Raw genomic sequence first — 17333 nt, 5'->3', positions numbered from 1 at the left:
TATATTCCCTATTAAAAAAAAGTTATTTTTATTAGATTTTAGATAAAATCTTTGTTCAATTGAATAATAGGGAAGATTTATGAAGATTTTAGTTACAGATGATTCAAAAATGGCAAGAAAAATGGTTATTAAAACATTAAGAGATGTTATAGGTGATAATGTAGAAATACTTGAAGCCCAAGATGGTCAAGAAGCTTTAAATACATACAAAGAACATCTACCTAAATTAGTTTTTATGGATTTAACTATGCCTATTATGGATGGGTTTGAAGCACTAGAAAAAATAAAAAAATTTGATAAAAATGCAAAAGTAATAATTGTTTCGGCAGATATTCAAAAATTATCTATGGAAAAAGCTTCTCAATTAGGAGCATTTAACTTTATAAAAAAACCTATTGATTTAGAAAAGATGCAACAAATACTCAAAAGAATCAACGAATTGGATAATTAATGAAACCAGATATAACATTAAATGAAGATGAAAAAGATTGTTTACAAGAATTAATGAATGTGGCTTATGGAAGTGCAACAGCAGCAATTAGTGAAATTCTTCACGCTTTTGCAAAATTATCTATTCCAAAAATACAAATAATAAATGCGGATGAACTTAAATCTTATTTATCAAAAGAATTAAATTTAGACGTTCCTCATTTAGTATCTTTACAACAAATAAATGGAATTCTTTGTGGTGAAAATATGTTTGTAATAGACAAACAATCTGCAAAAAATATTGCTTATAAATTTGGTTTAGAAGAAGATGAAGTAAATGAAGAAGAAATTGCTGATGTTGTCTTAGAAATAACAAATATTTTATCATCATCAACAATTAGTCAATTAGCAGAAGATATTGATACAAATGTCTCTTTTTCAGCTCCAACCATAAAAACTCTTACTTCAATAGATCAACTTAAAAATCTATTTATTTCAGAATATGAAAAAGTTATTATAATCTCTACTCACCTAAAATTTGAAGATTTAGATATAAATGCAGAACTTTTTATTTTCACAACTGATAACTCAATTTTATATATAAAAGAAAAACTTAATAAAATATTGGATGAATTTTGATTGCAAATGTAGATAAATTTGACGTAATTTGCAATACAGTTGATAATGGAATAATCCTTATCAACAAAAACTTAGAAGTAAAATTTTGGAATAGATGGCTTGAGATTAGAACAGGCATTAGTGCAAAAAATATAATTAATAAAAATTTAAAAGATTTTTATCCTCAAATTGATGATAAAAAGTTAATAAGAAAAGTTACAACTGCTTTAAAATTAAACTCTTCAACTTTTTATACTCCACAAAGTAGTAAATTTTTAATAAATATTGAACTATCAAAAGTTGCAGATAAAGTTTTTAATGAAATGCAGCAAAGTGTCACAATTACACCTTATGACCTTGAAAAAGAGTTAGCTATTATTTATATTTATGATACAACTATTTTATCTGAAATAAATTATAAATTAAAAGAAGTAAAAGAAGAAGTTGAAGAAAAAAATGAAGAATTAAAACTTTTATTTGATACTACAATGGAAGCAATTATTGTTTTTAAAGACAATAAAATTGTTAACTGTAATCAAATAGCTATTGAACTGTGTAATCATAAATCAAAAGAATCTCTTATAAACAAAGATATTAAAGATTTAAATTTAAACCAAAATATTCTTGAAAAAGTTCATACAAAACCTGTAGAAGTTACTATTACAAGAGAAGATAAAACAACATTTAAAGCCCTTGTAAATATAAAAAATACAACGATTAAAACTCAAAACTTTAAAGTATTAACAATAATTGATATAAGTGAAATTAAAAGAAAAGAAAATCTCTTAGCAGAACAAACAAAAATGGCAGCAATGGGTGAAATGATAGGAAATATTGCCCACCAATGGAGACAACCTTTAAATATAATATCTATTACATCATCAAGTACAAAACTAAAAAAAGAGATAGGTTTATTAACAGATAAAATGTTAGTTGATGCTTTAAAATTAATTTCGGAAACAACAGAGCATTTATCAAATACAATTGATGTATTTAAAGACTTTTTAAAAGAGGATAAAGAGAAATCACTATTTAATTTAACTCAAAATATTAATAATAATATTTCATTAATAGAGACAATATTAAATGAAAATCGTATTAGAATTGAGCTAGATTTAGATGAAGATATTTATATTTATAATTTTACAAATGAATTTAGTCAAGCATTAATTAATATCTTACATAATGCAAGTGATGCAATTGCATCAAAAAGAGAACAAGATGAATTACGACTTATAAAAATCACTACAAAACAACTAGAAGATAGTGTACTAATTGAAATACTTGATAATGCAGGTGGAATAGATAAAGAAATTATAAATAAAATATATGAACCTTATTTCACTACAAAACATAAATACCAAGGTACAGGTTTAGGACTATATATGACTCATAAAATAATTCAAGATAGTATGAAAGGTAAAATATCTGTTAGTAATCAAAAATTTGTTTTCGAAAATCAAGAGTGTGAGGGTGCGCTTTTCCAAATATCATTAAAAAACAATACTTGATTGACATTGACTCAACCTTTGTGATATAATAAATTTTTAAATATTAAAATATTTTATTCAAATAATAGGATTGAAAAATGGCAAAAAGTTTATATGAAACACTTGAAATAAGTGAAAATGCATCAGCAGATGAAATAAAAAAAGCCTACAGAAAATTAGCTAGAAAATATCATCCAGATGTAAATAAAGATCCAAAAGCTGAAGATAAATTCAAAGAAATTAACGCAGCATACGAGGTTTTAAGTAACCCAGAAAAAAAACAACAATATGACCAACATGGTGACTCAATGTTTGGTGGACAAAATTTTCATGACTTTGCTCGTGGTCAAGGCTCAAATGTTGATTTAGATGAAATTTTAAGACAAATGTTTGGTGGTGGAGGTGGATTTGGAAGATCTGGTTTCTCACAAGGTGGATTTGGAGGGTTTAGTGAACCTGACTTAGATACAAATGCTCAAATAACTATTCCTTTTGATATTGCAGTTATTGGTGGAAAACAATTTATTAACATAAATAATGACTCCTTTGATGTAAAAATTCCAGAAGGAATTGAAGATGGACAAAAAATAAGAGCTAAAGGAAAAGGAAAAACATATCAAGGACAAAGAGGCGATTTAATTTTAAAAATTAATGTTGCAACAAGTCCTGATTATGAAAGAACTGGTGATACTTTAGTTAAATCTTTTGATTTACCTTTAAAAACTGCCCTATTTGGTGGAAAAATTGAAATTAAAACAATTCATAAAGACATCACATTAAAAGTTCCACAAAATACAAAACAAAATCAAAGATTTAGAGTAAAAGAACTTGGAGTTTTAAATAGAAAATTAGGAATTAGAGGAGATTTATATTTAAAAGCAAATATTGTCTTACCAAAACTTGAAGATTTAGACGAAGATTTAGTAAAAATCTTAGAAGAAAAACTTCCTTCTAATTAAAGGTTCAGTTATGGAAACAAATAGCTATATTGAACCTGTATATCTTATTTCTGCTGTTGCAGAGATTTTGAATATTCATCCACAAACACTCAGACAATATGAAAGAGAGGGCTTAATCAAGCCCTCTAGAACGAATGGGAAAATAAGACTCTATTCTCAAAAAGATATAGACCATATAAAATATGTGTTAACACTTACTAGAGAACTGGGTGTAAATTTAGCTGGTGTTGATATTATTTTACAACTAAATCAAAAAATAAAAATTTTGGAAAATGATATTCATATTTATAAAACAAAAATAAAAAGTATAAATAATCTCTCAGTTGTTCCAGATACAAAGGCTTTAGTAGTTCAGCATAGTTCTTTTGATATGGTTATTATAGAAAAAAATAAAAAATAATAATTTTATGAAAAAATAATAATTACAAAACTCTTACATTTTTTTTCCAAAAATTAGATACAATTTCAAAATATTTTTATAAGGATATCCAACATGTTTTCTGTACCAAGTGGAATGGAATTAGGCATTATCGTTTTAGTTATTTTATTGATGTTTGGTGGTAAAAAAATACCTGAATTAGCAAAAGGCTTAGGAAATGGAATAAAGAATTTCAAACAAGCATTAAAAGAGGATGAAGAAACTTTATCTCCTGTTGCAAAAGAGACAACTACAGATAATAAAAATAGTAATGTTTAGAAGTTTTTTATGAAAAATAAATTACTAAAAATCATACCTGTATTATCAGTTATAATTTTTTATTCTTTGTCAACATTGGGAAAGAATGATTTAAAAGCAAGTGATATTACAATTGAGCAATTAGAAGCAAAACATATAGCATCTCAAGAAGTTTTGAAAAAAGTTGCACAACATGAAATAGAAACAAGTTGGATTAATGCTTCAATAGTTTCAGTTAAAAAAGATAATTTAGATTCAAAATGGCTTATTATTTTTAAAAATGAAGAAAATACTCAAAAAGATAAGAAACTTAATATTTCTATTAATTCAAATGGTGATGTTATCGAAAGTAAACTTATCTAAAACCTTTAAAAGAGTCTAGTTTTTATAGACTAGATTACCTTTTAAAGCCTATTCACTACAAATTTCCATACCCATTCTTAAAAATCCTGTAAATGCAGCATTATCAAATCCTAGTGATTTATTAACTTTTAACTTTATAAAATTTAATTCTTTTGAATACTCTTTATAGAACTCATAAGATGGTTTTGATTTATATATCAAGTTTGGTATTTCCAAATATTTAATGATATTTTTTGTTGTTGTTGGTTTAATAAAAAACTCTTTTTGTCTATTTATACAATAAGGTACTAAAGTAACCAAAGTCCACTTTGCCATGCCAAACTGAGCCAAAAATTCAACAAGCCCTTCAAAGCCATTTTTCTTATTTCCATATAATAACTCATAAAGCTCAATACTTAACATATCTTTTTCATAAGAACTCAAAGCTTTGATAATATCACGAAGCTTTGCCTTGTCAAACAAAGATACCATAACTGATTTTTGAATAGTTTTAAAATATGCTTCTGTTATGAAATGTGGATTTGAAAAGTTCTGTTTTAAAAAAGCATCTTTTGCATAAAATTCCAGCTTTTCAGGGTTAAACTTTTTTATCATTGGAAGTAACTTTTCGTCTTCAAAACCTTTGGGATATACTTCAAAAAATTCAGTTTCAATGTCTTTTAGTTTTTCTATGTTCATTATGTTATTTACCTTTATTAATTATAATATTTAACGTAATTATCTAAACCCTTGAATATAATATCCAAAGTTTTAACAAAAATACTTCCAAACTTTCCACATTCTAGTTTTCTAAGTGTGACTCTACTAATTCTACATTTAAAAATTTTCTATATGTTAATGATGCGCTATAATACTTTAATTTATTCTAAAGGCAAGATTATGGCATTACAAAAGTGGGAAATATTTCAAGATGAAGCAACAGATTTTTTAAACAATTATTTTAATGCTGACTTTACAATGGAAGGTGGATTTGACGCAACCACATCTCACATAACAGTAAGAAAAGGAATTCAACTTACAACAACTGTTGAAGCTAAATTTGGTCCAACACAAGCTGGACAAATAGTATTAGAACCAGTTGATGGCAAGTTTAGATTTTGCGATAAAAGTAAAAATGAATCAAATAAATACACAGATGAGATAATAAAATATTTAAATTCAAATTATTCATCATTTAAAGGTACAAATACAGCATCTATTCATGTTGATATTTCTGATGTTACATTATTTAATTGGGTAAAAACAATTTATAGCGAAAAAAATGTTGAATGGATTATATCTTCAAATAAGTTTAATAAATTAACTTTAAAAGATTTACTTTTCATTCCAATAAAAGAGATAGAAAATTACTTTGATATTAGCCTAGTATTTAGAAGAAAAAAAACTGGCGATACACAAATTCCTGGTAAAGACATAATAGATTTTAAAACGCAATTGGACGAGATAACTAAAGACTACCAAATAAAAAAAACCGATAACAAATATTTATTAACTACTAATTCAAGATTATCAGATTTTAATATCGGAACTAAATATTTAGTAAGTATGACAAATGTTGATTGTCAATATTATATAAAGAAAAAAGATATAAACACTAATCCTAATGTTATGTTTCAACTAAACTTAAAAGAAAATGTAGAATTTAAAGGTGGACTTTTTAAAGAAAATTATAAGTTATAGCTTTAAAAATCACCCATTAATTTATCCTTATCACTAAAATAATCAGTCATATATTCATTTTTTATTTCTAATAAAATTTTAGGATTATGAATAGCATTTTCATTTGATGTAATAATTGTCTGAATTCCAATTTTGTTTAACTGATGAATTGCCGAATAAATACCATCTTCATAACTATTTTTATCTCCATCAAAAGGGCTATCAAAAGCAACAAATTTGATAAGTCTTTTTTGTGCATATGTTTCAGCTAATGCAGATGCAAAGATTAAACATAAAAGTTTTTTTATAGTAGCCTCATCATTTAGATTGTCATTAGAGTTTTCATCATTTTTCACATTTATACTAAACTCTATATCATTTGAACTGTTTAAATCAATTAAAAAAGTCACCTCTTTACCTAATATTATTCTTCCATATTTTGCAACACTATATTTCAATCTATCTATAAAACGGCTACTAATTAATGTTTTATTTTCTTCAATAACTTTTTCTAAATCACTTTGTGCATTTTTTAAAGTTGTTGTATCAATACCTTCTTTTTTAATTATTTCATCAAGTTCATATTTTCTTCTTATTTTTCGCCCATCAATACCTACAAGATTTGATACAACAGTTTTGTATTCTATTTCATGAAGAGTTGTGTGTTTATTTAATATAAATACATCATTTTGATTGGATTCATCTCTTAAAAAATATGTTATATATGTTCTAAATTTATTTATAGAATAATTAACTTTATTTTCAAAAAAAGATTTAGCAATACCTAAACTACCTTTTATATTAAAATCTTTTTCATCTAAAAGCAGGGATTTTTCTTTTGTGATTTTTAATTCGATATTTTTACCGTTAGTTACAGGTCTTTTAATCGTTATATATCTATTAGCAGCAATTTGAAGTTCTATATAAAAAATATAATCTTTAAAATGCTCGTTCCCAAGAAAATGTTTATCACCTAACAAACAAAAATCTATTAGTTTAAATAGACTACTTTTCCCTACACCATTTGTATCTGATAGAATAAAGTTTATACCGTTATCAAATTCTATGGTTTTAAAATTATCATTGTTTGAATACAATTTTGATATTTTCATTTAAAATTCCTTGTTTATTTTCTTGTTTAGATTTGTAAGTAAAAGTTACTTGTCCACTTTTCTTTTATGTTGTCTAAAATGATAAAGTTACTTATCATTTATGAAATATTTTGGGAAAATGTAAAGTAACTTTATCATTTTTGTAAAATATAATTTATATTTATTTTAGAAATTACTATTCAGTTATTTTCTTATTTCTTCCAACTTTTTGAATACATTTATCTAATGTATTACAAAAAATATCAAAATAATAACCACTTAATTTTCCGACTCTCTCATTTTTAATAATTTCTAATTTTTCTTTTAATTTTATTAAAAAAATTTCTTCAGGAATTAGCTCACTAATTGCATAATCATATCTTTTTTCTAATAAATATGAAAATCTTCTTATTGTTTCATTATTAGAATTTTTTAAACAGGCAACTAAAACATCTATATCAATATATTTTAATATTGGCTTGTCATAATATGGAACAAAGTTATTGTTAGATTGAACTAATATTGGATATAGTTTATTTATATTATTTTCAGAAATTGCATTAATAATTAATTTTGAATCCTCTTTTAATTTTTTTTCTAATTTAATTTTTAATTTTTCATCAATATATTTATTAATTTCATTCATTTTACATGATTTCATAAATTCATAATTTTCATAGTAATCAGCATTTTGATAATATAAAGACATATCAGTTGGTAAAATTATTTCATCATCTATTAAATCATTATCAAATAAAAAATCAATTTGTTTTTCAATTTCATATTCTAAACAAAAATCTATTTTATCTATCAATTTTTTTTCTTTTAATGCTAATAATATTGATGAAATCATTTTTACTTCTTTAAATATTTTATATTCTAAGTTATAAATTTTGAAATAAACTTCATCTATTAATTTTTTAAAAATCTCATCATCTAAATCATAATAACTATATAGTAATTTCCAAGAATTAATGTTTTTAGTTGCATAATATTTACTATTTTCTAATGCAGAATTTATTTCTTCTTTTTTAATATATGAATTTAGTAATATCTCTTTCCAAATATCAAAAGAAATAACTACATCCCAGTAATTATTTATAAACTTGTATTTATTATAAAAATATTTATATCGCATCTTTTCAGATTTATCTTTATTTTCATTAATTATAAAATAATAATCTTCTAGAAGTTTAGGTAAGTCTAAAATGTCATTATTTCCTTGTCTAATTTCAAAAGAAAATAGAAAAAACCAATGTAAAATATCTTTTATTAACTGTTCTTTTTCTAAATGTGTTATTAAAAATTCATCATAAAATCGTTCAAAATCGAGTAAAGTTTGTCTTAATACTCTTAGATTTTTAGACTCTGATTTTTCAAAAAGTTCTAATATATTTAATTTTTCTCTTTCTAAAATATTCTCTTTAACTTTATTTATATTTTTTAATTCTTTTAAAAAATTATCATAAGCTATCACAGGATTTGTTCTAAACTCAAAAGTTTTTCCTATAATCTTTTCTTTTATTTTAGTATATTTTTTATTTTTCTTAAATTCTTCTTCATTTGCAATTAATATTACTTTATAAGATTGATGCTCAACAAAAAAATTAATATATCCCAATAAATTAATAATATTTATAGAACATCTTTCTAAATCATCAAAAATTAAAATATACCCTTTTGTATTTAACAAATCTTGAGGCCTAAAATCTGGAATTTTGACTTCCATCTCACCATTTTCTTGTTTATCACCATCCAAATCTATTTTTAATGTACCTTTTAAAAGTTGTTTAACTATTTTTCCAATAAAAATTGTGTTCTTATGATAAAGTGTTGGATGAATAGCTTCTAAAAATTTTGTTTCAATTTCATCATAAGAGGTAACACCATACAAACTTACATAAATACATTTTTGATTATTTATCTTTAATTGTTCTTTATATTCATTTATAAAATGAGTTTTTCCACTTCCCCATTTACCCTTTAGTAAAACTGCATATTGTGGATTTAGCAGTTTTTCACCACAATAATAATCTAAAAATTGTGATATATGTTGATTTGACATAAGATAACCTATAATTTTTTTATTTATTATAGCTAGAAAAAAGTGTGTTAATAAAAAAGATTATAATTTGAAAAAAAGCTTTCGAAAATCCAAAGCTTTTTCTTTCATATTGTTTTGAATTTTCAAATCTCTTCTTTTAAATTTTCAAATTCTTTTGCTATCATTGTAGGAAAGAATTCTATGATTTCATAATTTGCTAAATTTTCTATATAAAATGGGTCTTTTTCTAATACTTTTTGTAACTTATCTTTTGAATCTAATTTAGATAATATTACACCACCATCTCTAGGATTTTTTCTTCCTGAAGCGATAAAGTTTTTCTTGTCGTATTGAACTTTTAAATACTCTACATGTTGTTGTAAATATTTATCAACTTCATCTAAAGATACTTTGTATGTTAAATTTATTATAAACATTTAATTCCTTTTCTTTTATATATAACTTTTAATTAGAATTTTTTAATCAAATCCTCAAATACAGCACATAATCCCTCAACCTCTTTAACTGTAGTTCTTTCTCCAATACTATGAATAGTATCATTTATAACACCAAACTCAATAGCCTCTATTCCAAATGCTCCAAAATATCTAGCGTCACTTGTTCCCCCAGCAGTTGAGTGTTTTGTAGTAACTCCTAGAACTTCTTTGATTGAAGTTTCCATTGCACGTACTACTTTTGATTCTTTATTAGTTACAAATGGATATGAGCCTTGTGTTGTTCTTAAACTATAGTTTAGGTGTCCGAAGATTTTTTCTATGTAGGCTTCTACATCTTCTTTTTTTGTGTTTGTTGAATTTCGCACGTTGAACATCAAATCTAGTTTATTTGGTGTTACATTTGTTACTTGCATTCCTGCTCTTATATCTGTAATTACCAGTTTACTTGGGGCGAAATATTCATCTCCATTGTCTAGGTCAAAGCCAGCAATTTTTTCTAAGATTGGAGCTATTTGGTGAACTGGATTTATTCCTTTTTCTGGATATGCTGCGTGTCCTTGTTTTCCTTGGATTGTTAAATATCCATTTATACTTCCACGTCGTCCTACTTTTATGGCATCTCCAAATACCTCTTCACAAGTTGGTTCTGCTACAACTGCGTAGTTTGGAATCATATCTATCTCTTTTAGGTGTTCAAGCATTTTGATTGTTCCGTAAGTTCCCTCACCTTCTTCATCACTTGTCATTAGAATTGACAATGTTCCATCGAAGTTTTGTGCGTGTTTACAAGCATATAAAAATGCTGCATCGCCACTTTTCATATCTTGGGCACCACGTGCTGTTATTACTCCATCAACAACATCTGCTGCAAATGGGTCAATAGTCCAACCTTCACCAACTGGAACTACATCGATGTGTCCTGCAAAACATAGATGTTGAGAATTTTCATTGAATTTTTTATAATAAAATCTATTTTTTACGCCTTCCATATCTACTTTTATACAAGTCCAAGTATCGCCTAAATACTCTTCTATAAAATCGAATGCTCCATCATCATTTGGAGTTAGTGATTTGAATCTTAATAATTTTTGAAATAATTCTATAATAGTCATTTATATATCCTTTTAGTTGGGGCAGATTTTAGCTAACTTAACTTTATTTTGTTATAATAAAACAGATTTAAAAAGAATTTATTTTTATTATTTAATCACAAAAGGTCTCATATGGGAAAACTAGAAAAATCATTTTATTGGCTTTGTTTCGCTCTTGCTATTTATATTACAATAGGATTTAAACTTGTTCCAGTTATTTTAAAAGACCAATTAATCAAAAACTTAGATGAAAATTTAACTCAAAAAACAGATATAGGAAGAGTAGAATTCAATCCTTTTACTTTCAAAGTAGTAGTTCATGATTTTAAACTATCAGATTCAAATGAAATAACAACTTTATCTTTTAAAGAATTTTCTATAAATTTTGCATTTTTAAAATCAATAGATAATTTAAATATTAGTTTCAAAGATATTCTTTTAAAAGATGCTTTTGTAAATATTATTGAAGAAAAAGACGGAAGTATAAATTTAGCAAAACTTGTAAAACCTTCACCAGTTGAAGATAAAAAAGAAGAATCAAGTAGTACTTCAAATATTGAATTTTTAGTTTCAAAACTTGTACTCGAAAATGCAAATATTAAATATACAAATCAAGATGAAGTTCCTTACTCTTTAAATTTAGAAAATATAAATTACACTTTATATGACTTGGGAACTTATAAAAATATTCTTTCATCAAATGATTTAGAACTTAAATTAAACGAACATACAAATATTTCAATAGTTGGTGCTTTTAATCTAGTGCCATTTAAAGCTTATGGAAAAATCACTATTGATGATTTGAGATTAAAAGAGTTGCTAACTTATAAAAAAGATTTTTTTAATTTTGATTTAAATGAAGAAGCAAATTTAAATTTAATACTAAATTATAATATAGATTCTACAGAAAATTTAGAATTACAACTAAGAAGTGAAAAACTTGAACTTAATAAAATAAATTTAAACCAAAGCAAAACTTCAATAGCAAATCTTGAAAAACTTGATATTAAAAAGTTTACTTTTGACTTACAAAAACAAGATATAAACCTTGATGATATTGATTTTAATTCACTAAAAGCAACTATGATTTCAGATAAAAATGGAATAAATTTCGCAAATCTTATCAAAGAGACAAAAAATACAGATGAAGTAAAAAAACAAGAAGAACCAACAACTAAAACTCAAGAGGTATCAAAACCTTGGAATGTTAATTTTTCGAATATAAAGGTAAATAATAGTGATTTTAGCTTTTTAGATAAAGTAAATAATAACACGGTAAAAAGTAAAGATTTTAATATAAGCTTAGATACTCTAAAAATAGTTGATTCAGATGTAAACTTGAATAATCTACTTTTAAAAACTCCAACTTTTTCATATGGTGACAATAAAAACAATATGTTTATTTCAACTAAAAATACAAATATAAATTTGGATAACTTAGCTTTTAAAGATTCTATTTTAGATATAAATAAAATTGAAATAACAAAAGAAAAACTTAACTTGAATGATAAAAAATCAAATTTTGATTTGGACTCAAATAAACTAAATCTTTTAGTAAATAAACTAAAAATTGTAAATAACAAAACTTCTATTGATAATATGAGTTTAAAAAGTTCAACTTTAGTTTTTGATGATAATACATCAAAAATGCAAATTGATGGTTCAAATATAAATGTTAATGTAAACGCTTTTTTACTTGATAATGAAACTATTTCTATAAAAGCAATTAAACTTGATAAACCATCAATAAAAATGAGTGATAAAACAAATAATATAGAATTAAATGCAAAAGATATTCAACTTCAAGTTAATAATCTACTTAATAACAAGGATGATTTATCAATAAATTCGATTAGACTAATACAGGCTAATCTTAATTTTTTAAATACAAGTGATAAAACAAAAATAGAAGCAAAAAACTTAGACTTAGAGATAAAAAAACTATCAAATTCTAAAAAAGGTTTTAAAATTGAAAATACAAATCTTGATAAACCAAATATCTCAGTAATTTTGGCCAAAAAAGATTCACAAAAAGAAACAACAAAAAGTGTAGAAAAACCACAAAATACGACAAAAACTGAAGTTACTAATAAAAAAGAAGATACAAATAAATCTTCAAAAACAAAAATTGAAATTGGCCCTATGAATATTACAAATGCCATATTTACTTTTGAAGATAAAAATTTACCACTTCCTTTTAAAACAACTGTAACAAAACTAAATGGGAAAATTTCTGAGTTTAAAAATAGAAGATCAAGCACTTCAAATCTTGAAGTAAAAGGTGTAGTTGATGAGTATGGAGTTGCTAAAATCACAGGATTAGTTCATCCAAATAATATAAAAATATTAACAGATATAAATCTGATTTTTAATAACATTGCTATAAAAAACTTCACTCCTTATTCTGGTAAGTTTGTAGGAAGAGAAATAAAAGATGGAAAACTAGATTTAGATTTAAAATACAATATTGAAAAATCAAATCTTGAAGCAAAAAATAATATAGTTATCACAAAATTAGAACTTGGAAACAAAGTAGAAAGTCCAGATGCTATCTCTTTGCCTTTAGATATTGCTATTACGTTACTAAAAGATTCAAATGGTGTAATTGATATAAATCTTCCAGTTTCTGGAAATGTAGATGACCCACAATTTGCAATTGGTTCTATTCTTTGGAGAGCCTTTGTAAATCTAATGACAAAGGCTGTAACTGCACCATTTTCACTTCTTGGGGCATTATTTAACTTTAGTCCTGATGAGATAAAAACTGTACGATTTGCTCCATTAGAAAAAGAAATTGGACCTATTCAAAAAGAGACTTTAGATAAAATTGCTCAGATTCTAAAATCAAAAAGTGAAATAGCTATAAAACTAATACCTTCATACAACAATAATGATGAAATATATGCTTTGAAAAAAGAGAAATATCTTGCTAAAAAACAAGATGATAGAAATTTAAAAGAAGAGGAAATTGAAGCGTTAATTTCAAAAGAAAATGTAAAAATATCTGAATTAGAAAAAATTGCAAAAACAAGAGTATCAAATATAAATAAATATTTAGTGAAAGGAAAAGGTATAAATTCTAAGCAAATCATCATAGAAAATAATATTGAAAATAATAATTCTTCAATAAATTTGGATATTTCAAAAATTAAATAAATATTATTTTTACTTATAATTAAAAGATAATATTGACTTATAATTTTTTATGTGTTAATATCCTAAAAATGAAATTTTAGGATATTAATGAATAAAATATTTCCTGTTATATTAATAGTTTTATTAAGTGTAATTTCTTATTCAATATTTAAAGAAATTACAAAAAGTTCAAAAATAAAAAGATTAGAATGCCAGTCGCATACAACTACCTATGAAAAAATATTTATTAAAAATAATATAAAAGATGCTATAAAATCTTTAGAATCTAATAACTATGAAATCATTTCAGAAATAAAATTTTCAAAATTTATGAAAAGTCATTTAGTAGAAATTCTAAGCAAAGAACAAAGTGATGAAATTCTAAAAAAAGTTATTCAAAAATATATAGATAAAGACTTATCAACAAATAAAAAAGTTTTGATTGACTACTATATTTATGAAAATGACAAAGAAGATAGTGGTAAAAAAAATGATAAAGCAAAACTATATGCTGGTTATTTAGTATTTGAATTTAAGTATGAAGATAAACTTGTGTATAAAATACAAACTGATTATATGAATATTGATGCTAATGATGTAGAAGAAAGAATGAATTGTGTTATTAATTCATTTATATCACTCAAAAATTAAATAAAGGAACAAAAATGGAACAAAAAATTTTTAAAGATAAGTATCATATATTTGAGATAACATATAAGAAAAATGAATTAAAGTACAAAAGTGTAGATGAAATAATAGCAGCTCTACAAGTTAAAATTGATGCCCATCCAGTTATTGCATTTATTGCAATTTTTGATCAATATAAACATACATCTAGTTTAGAAGATGGAATAATTAATCCAAATATTAAAGCTGCAAAAAATATAGTATTTTGTTTTGGGAAAGAGTTACCAACTCCTGAAGTAATGGCAGTTCGTCCAAGAAGTATTGGCGTTTGTGAAACAGAAGATTCATTTGTTGTAAATTTTTTAGAAGCACCAAATGAAACTGCTAATAAAACAATGGAAGAGTTTGTTAAATCATTAAAGACTTATATTTATTAAGCTAAGAGCTAAAGTTTTATAACTTTAGCTCCAAAACCACCACTACTTGGATGAGCATCTTCAAAACCTCTAACTTTTGGATGTTTTTTTAAGTACTCTTTAACTGCAAATGCTAATTTTCCAGTTCCAATTCCATGATAAACTAAAACCTCTTCAAAACCTGCAAGTAAAGCATCAGATAAAAACTTATCAAGATTTTCTAGGGCTTCTTCAGCTCTTTGTCCGTGTAAATCTAATTTTATACTTCCAGTTTCTGGTTTTTCTATAGTTATAGTTGCTTTTTTAGTAGGAATTTTTGGAGGTGGATTTCCACTTCTACTTAAATCTGCAAGAAGAACTTGAACTTTCATTCCCATATCGTTTTCTATAAAAGCTTTTGCACCTTTTATTGAAACAATTGTTCCTTTTGTATTTCTATATTTAACTCTATCTCCTGCTTTGAACTCAACTACTTCTTGAACTTTTTCAGTTTTGATTTCAGTTGCAATTTTATGAGCGATGTTTAGATGTTGATGTGATTCCCCAACAAGTTTAGCTTTTATTGCTTTTTTTGCTTCATCTCTTGCATTACTATACTCTTTATGTAGTTTTGATTTTTCAGAATAGATATGCTCATCTAATTTCTCTTTTTGGTCTTTTAAATTTCCTGAAATTCTTTGCATATTAGTTATTTCTTCATCTAGTTTTGCAATTTTTTGTCTATATTCTCTCTCTAGGGAACTACTTCTTTCAATCAACTCATTTAACTTATCTTTATCATCTCCATAAACCTCTTTTGCTCTTTTAACAACACTATGGGGAATTCCATATCTAGAAGCTGTTTCAAAGGCATAAGAACGACCAATTGTTCCTTGTAAGAACTCATAAGTTGGTCTTTGATTCTCTTCATCATAAATTGCAGCTATTAGCTCAACATCATCATTTGAGGCCATAAGTGCTGCTAATCTTTTATGGTGAGTTGTAATAATTACTTTTATATCTCTTTGGATTAAATCTTCGATTATTACTTTAAATAAACTTGCAGCTTCATCTGAATCAGTTCCAAGTTCAATTTCATCAACTCCAACTATTGCATTTTTAGAAGCAAAAAGTTTTGAGAACTCAACCATACGTCCAGCAAATGTAGAAATATCATTTTTTACACTTTGGGGGTCATCTAAAACAGCATTTATTGATTTGAAATTACTAACAACCGTATCATGGTGGGCTTTATATGGAAGTAAATATTTTGAAAGAAAAACAGCTGATAAAATTGATTTTAACATCATTGTTTTTCCTCCTGCATTTACTCCTGTTATCATTACAACTGATTTTGTAAAGTCAATAGATATTGGTTTTGGATTATGTAAAGCTGGATGGCAAAAATCAATAAGTTTATTAACACCACTTTTTGAAGGAAGAATAAAATTTTTATCCCCTGCTTTTGCAAAAAATAATCTTGCTTGATAATGGTCAAACTTATCAAACTCTTTATTTATAAACTTCAAGAATAGAAGATTCTTTTCAAATAATGATGAAATCTCTTTACAAATTTTATATAAAATCTCTTCTTGTCTATTTTTTAAATCACTCTGTTTTTGCTTAAGTTCAGAAATACTATGAGGAATCACATAAAAAAATCCAGAGTTAGAACGGTCAATTACAGAACCATTTAATACATGGTTAAATCCACCTCGTACAAGTAAAGACTCTTCACCATTTATGTAATGAACTTGTGAATCAACTAAATATGTTCTTATTTTTGAAGAGTTTATAGTTTTATAAAGACTTTGTTTTATTGCTTCTTTGTTTTTTGAAATGGCATGTTTTATGTTGTCAAAGTCTTCGTTTATTCCATCTTTTAGATTTGCTCTATCATCAAAATAATCTGAAATTTTTATAATATCATTTGGAATAACAATCTTATCAATCCATTCAGCAAGCTTTCCATCAAAGTTAAATCTTTTTAAATATCTAAAATAATTAATTATCTTAATAAATTCAAAAATATCATCAATTTTTAAAATACCCTGCTTTTGAATATGCATCAATGGTGTATCCAAATTTTCAATTTTATTTGGTGCTTTAATATCAAATTTTGATAATTCATTTATTAGTTTAAAATGAAGGTTTATATCACCTTCTAAGATAATAGATTTTTCTCTAGCCATAAGTTTTGAGAATGCATCTATGTAGTCGATTAAGTCTAGTTTTTTTAATATATTTTGCATGGCGGAAGTATATCTAAAAGGGTATAAAAATTTGTAATTTCATTAT

17 protein-coding genes are annotated in these 17333 nt (G+C 24.9%); 11 read left to right on the top strand and 6 right to left on the bottom strand.

The window, feature by feature from the left end; translation table 11 throughout:
* The first annotated feature begins 79 nt into the window (after window positions 1–79).
* The 7 genes from AVENP_RS07285 to AVENP_RS07255 all read left to right on the top strand — a co-directional run bounded on the left by AVENP_RS07285 (window position 80) and on the right by AVENP_RS07255 (window position 4535).
* Window positions 80–451: a response regulator gene (locus tag AVENP_RS07285; RefSeq protein WP_128358560.1), complete on the top strand. Its 372-nt coding sequence runs from the start codon at window positions 80–82 to the stop codon at window positions 449–451.
* Window positions 451–1068 (top strand): chemotaxis protein CheX, encoded by a 618-nt coding sequence (locus tag AVENP_RS07280; RefSeq protein ID WP_128358561.1) that lies wholly within the window; start codon window positions 451–453, stop codon window positions 1066–1068. The genes AVENP_RS07285 and AVENP_RS07280 overlap by 1 nt, the downstream gene beginning before the upstream one ends.
* Window positions 1065–2558, top strand: a complete 1494-nt coding sequence (locus tag AVENP_RS07275; RefSeq protein WP_128358562.1) for a sensor histidine kinase — start codon at window positions 1065–1067, stop codon at window positions 2556–2558. Before AVENP_RS07280 ends, AVENP_RS07275 begins: the two co-directional genes overlap by 4 nt.
* Before the next feature lie 77 nt (window positions 2559–2635).
* The gene (locus tag AVENP_RS07270) at window positions 2636–3496 is read left to right on the top strand and encodes a DnaJ C-terminal domain-containing protein (protein ID WP_128358563.1); all 861 of its coding nucleotides are present in this window, start codon (window positions 2636–2638) and stop codon (window positions 3494–3496) included.
* 10 nt (window positions 3497–3506) lie between these two features.
* Window positions 3507–3896, top strand: coding sequence for a heat shock protein transcriptional repressor HspR (locus AVENP_RS07265; protein WP_128358564.1), 390 nt, complete (start codon window positions 3507–3509; stop codon window positions 3894–3896).
* A gap of 93 nt (window positions 3897–3989) precedes the next feature.
* Window positions 3990–4193 (top strand): twin-arginine translocase TatA/TatE family subunit, encoded by a 204-nt coding sequence (locus AVENP_RS07260; protein WP_128358565.1) that lies wholly within the window; start codon window positions 3990–3992, stop codon window positions 4191–4193.
* Between the two features lie 9 nt (window positions 4194–4202).
* A complete protein-coding gene (locus AVENP_RS07255) occupies window positions 4203–4535 on the top strand; it encodes a DUF6488 family protein (protein ID WP_128358566.1) in 333 nt (110 codons plus the stop codon).
* Between the two features lie 48 nt (window positions 4536–4583).
* Here the strand turns inward: AVENP_RS07255 and AVENP_RS07250 are convergent, their stop codons facing one another.
* Complete coding sequence (locus AVENP_RS07250) at window positions 4584–5213, bottom strand: hypothetical protein (RefSeq protein WP_128358567.1); 630 nt, start codon at window positions 5211–5213, stop codon at window positions 4584–4586.
* Window positions 5214–5414: 201 nt separating this feature from the next.
* On the opposite strand from AVENP_RS07250, the gene AVENP_RS07245 reads away from it, so the two are divergent.
* Complete coding sequence (locus AVENP_RS07245; RefSeq protein WP_128358568.1) at window positions 5415–6215, top strand: PDDEXK family nuclease; 801 nt, start codon at window positions 5415–5417, stop codon at window positions 6213–6215.
* Between the two features lie 2 nt (window positions 6216–6217).
* Here the strand turns inward: AVENP_RS07245 and AVENP_RS07240 are convergent, their stop codons facing one another.
* From AVENP_RS07240 to dapE, 4 genes are all read right to left on the bottom strand, one after another.
* Window positions 6218–7306, bottom strand: coding sequence for a hypothetical protein (locus AVENP_RS07240; protein WP_128358569.1), 1089 nt, complete (start codon window positions 7304–7306; stop codon window positions 6218–6220).
* A 175-nt stretch (window positions 7307–7481) separates the two neighbouring features.
* The gene (locus tag AVENP_RS07235; protein WP_128358570.1) at window positions 7482–9350 is read right to left on the bottom strand and encodes a P-loop NTPase fold protein; all 1869 of its coding nucleotides are present in this window, start codon (window positions 9348–9350) and stop codon (window positions 7482–7484) included.
* Window positions 9351–9472: 122 nt separating this feature from the next.
* Entirely contained in the window at window positions 9473–9766 is a 294-nt protein-coding gene (locus AVENP_RS07230) for a YciI family protein (protein ID WP_128358571.1), read from the bottom strand.
* Between the two features lie 32 nt (window positions 9767–9798).
* A complete protein-coding gene (gene dapE / locus AVENP_RS07225; protein WP_128358572.1) occupies window positions 9799–10899 on the bottom strand; it encodes a succinyl-diaminopimelate desuccinylase in 1101 nt (366 codons plus the stop codon).
* Window positions 10900–11010: 111 nt separating this feature from the next.
* Here dapE and AVENP_RS07220 point away from each other — a divergent pair, with 111 nt between their 5' ends.
* The 3 genes from AVENP_RS07220 to AVENP_RS07210 all read left to right on the top strand — a co-directional run bounded on the left by AVENP_RS07220 (window position 11011) and on the right by AVENP_RS07210 (window position 15077).
* Window positions 11011–14034 carry a DUF748 domain-containing protein gene (locus AVENP_RS07220; protein WP_128358573.1) on the top strand — a complete coding sequence of 1008 codons (3024 nt, stop codon included), beginning with the start codon at window positions 11011–11013 and terminating at the stop codon, window positions 14032–14034.
* An 87-nt stretch (window positions 14035–14121) separates the two neighbouring features.
* On the top strand, window positions 14122–14664 hold the full coding sequence (locus tag AVENP_RS07215) for a hypothetical protein (RefSeq protein WP_128358574.1): 543 nt from the start codon (window positions 14122–14124) through the stop codon (window positions 14662–14664).
* Between the two features lie 14 nt (window positions 14665–14678).
* Window positions 14679–15077 carry a DUF6858 family protein gene (locus AVENP_RS07210; RefSeq protein WP_128358575.1) on the top strand — a complete coding sequence of 133 codons (399 nt, stop codon included), beginning with the start codon at window positions 14679–14681 and terminating at the stop codon, window positions 15075–15077.
* Between the two features lie 8 nt (window positions 15078–15085).
* Here AVENP_RS07210 and AVENP_RS07205 read toward each other — a convergent pair whose 3' ends face one another.
* The gene (locus AVENP_RS07205) at window positions 15086–17287 is read right to left on the bottom strand and encodes an endonuclease MutS2 (protein ID WP_128358576.1); all 2202 of its coding nucleotides are present in this window, start codon (window positions 17285–17287) and stop codon (window positions 15086–15088) included.
* Between the last annotated feature and the right edge of the window lie 46 nt (window positions 17288–17333).

Origin of the sequence: Arcobacter venerupis (assembly GCF_013201665.1) — a bacterium.
In the GTDB taxonomy this organism is placed as follows: domain Bacteria; phylum Campylobacterota; class Campylobacteria; order Campylobacterales; family Arcobacteraceae; genus Aliarcobacter; species Aliarcobacter venerupis.
Note: the sequence above shows the minus strand (reverse complement) of the source record. Positions and strands in the feature narration are given on the sequence as shown.

Coding starts and splice junctions, on each gene's coding strand:
- AVENP_RS07285 (WP_128358560.1), top strand. CDS start 80: ATGAAGATTTTAGTTACAGATGATTCAAAAATGGCAAGAAAAATGGTT.
- AVENP_RS07280 (WP_128358561.1), top strand. CDS start 451: ATGAAACCAGATATAACATTAAATGAAGATGAAAAAGATTGTTTACAA.
- AVENP_RS07270 (WP_128358563.1), top strand. CDS start 2,636: ATGGCAAAAAGTTTATATGAAACACTTGAAATAAGTGAAAATGCATCA.
- AVENP_RS07265 (WP_128358564.1), top strand. CDS start 3,507: ATGGAAACAAATAGCTATATTGAACCTGTATATCTTATTTCTGCTGTT.
- AVENP_RS07260 (WP_128358565.1), top strand. CDS start 3,990: ATGTTTTCTGTACCAAGTGGAATGGAATTAGGCATTATCGTTTTAGTT.
- AVENP_RS07255 (WP_128358566.1), top strand. CDS start 4,203: ATGAAAAATAAATTACTAAAAATCATACCTGTATTATCAGTTATAATT.
- AVENP_RS07250 (WP_128358567.1), bottom strand. CDS start 5,213: ATGAACATAGAAAAACTAAAAGACATTGAAACTGAATTTTTTGAAGTA.
- AVENP_RS07245 (WP_128358568.1), top strand. CDS start 5,415: ATGGCATTACAAAAGTGGGAAATATTTCAAGATGAAGCAACAGATTTT.
- AVENP_RS07240 (WP_128358569.1), bottom strand. CDS start 7,306: ATGAAAATATCAAAATTGTATTCAAACAATGATAATTTTAAAACCATA.
- AVENP_RS07235 (WP_128358570.1), bottom strand. CDS start 9,350: ATGTCAAATCAACATATATCACAATTTTTAGATTATTATTGTGGTGAA.
- AVENP_RS07230 (WP_128358571.1), bottom strand. CDS start 9,766: ATGTTTATAATAAATTTAACATACAAAGTATCTTTAGATGAAGTTGAT.
- dapE (WP_128358572.1), bottom strand. CDS start 10,899: ATGACTATTATAGAATTATTTCAAAAATTATTAAGATTCAAATCACTA.
- AVENP_RS07220 (WP_128358573.1), top strand. CDS start 11,011: ATGGGAAAACTAGAAAAATCATTTTATTGGCTTTGTTTCGCTCTTGCT.
- AVENP_RS07215 (WP_128358574.1), top strand. CDS start 14,122: ATGAATAAAATATTTCCTGTTATATTAATAGTTTTATTAAGTGTAATT.
- AVENP_RS07210 (WP_128358575.1), top strand. CDS start 14,679: ATGGAACAAAAAATTTTTAAAGATAAGTATCATATATTTGAGATAACA.
- AVENP_RS07205 (WP_128358576.1), bottom strand. CDS start 17,287: ATGCAAAATATATTAAAAAAACTAGACTTAATCGACTACATAGATGCA.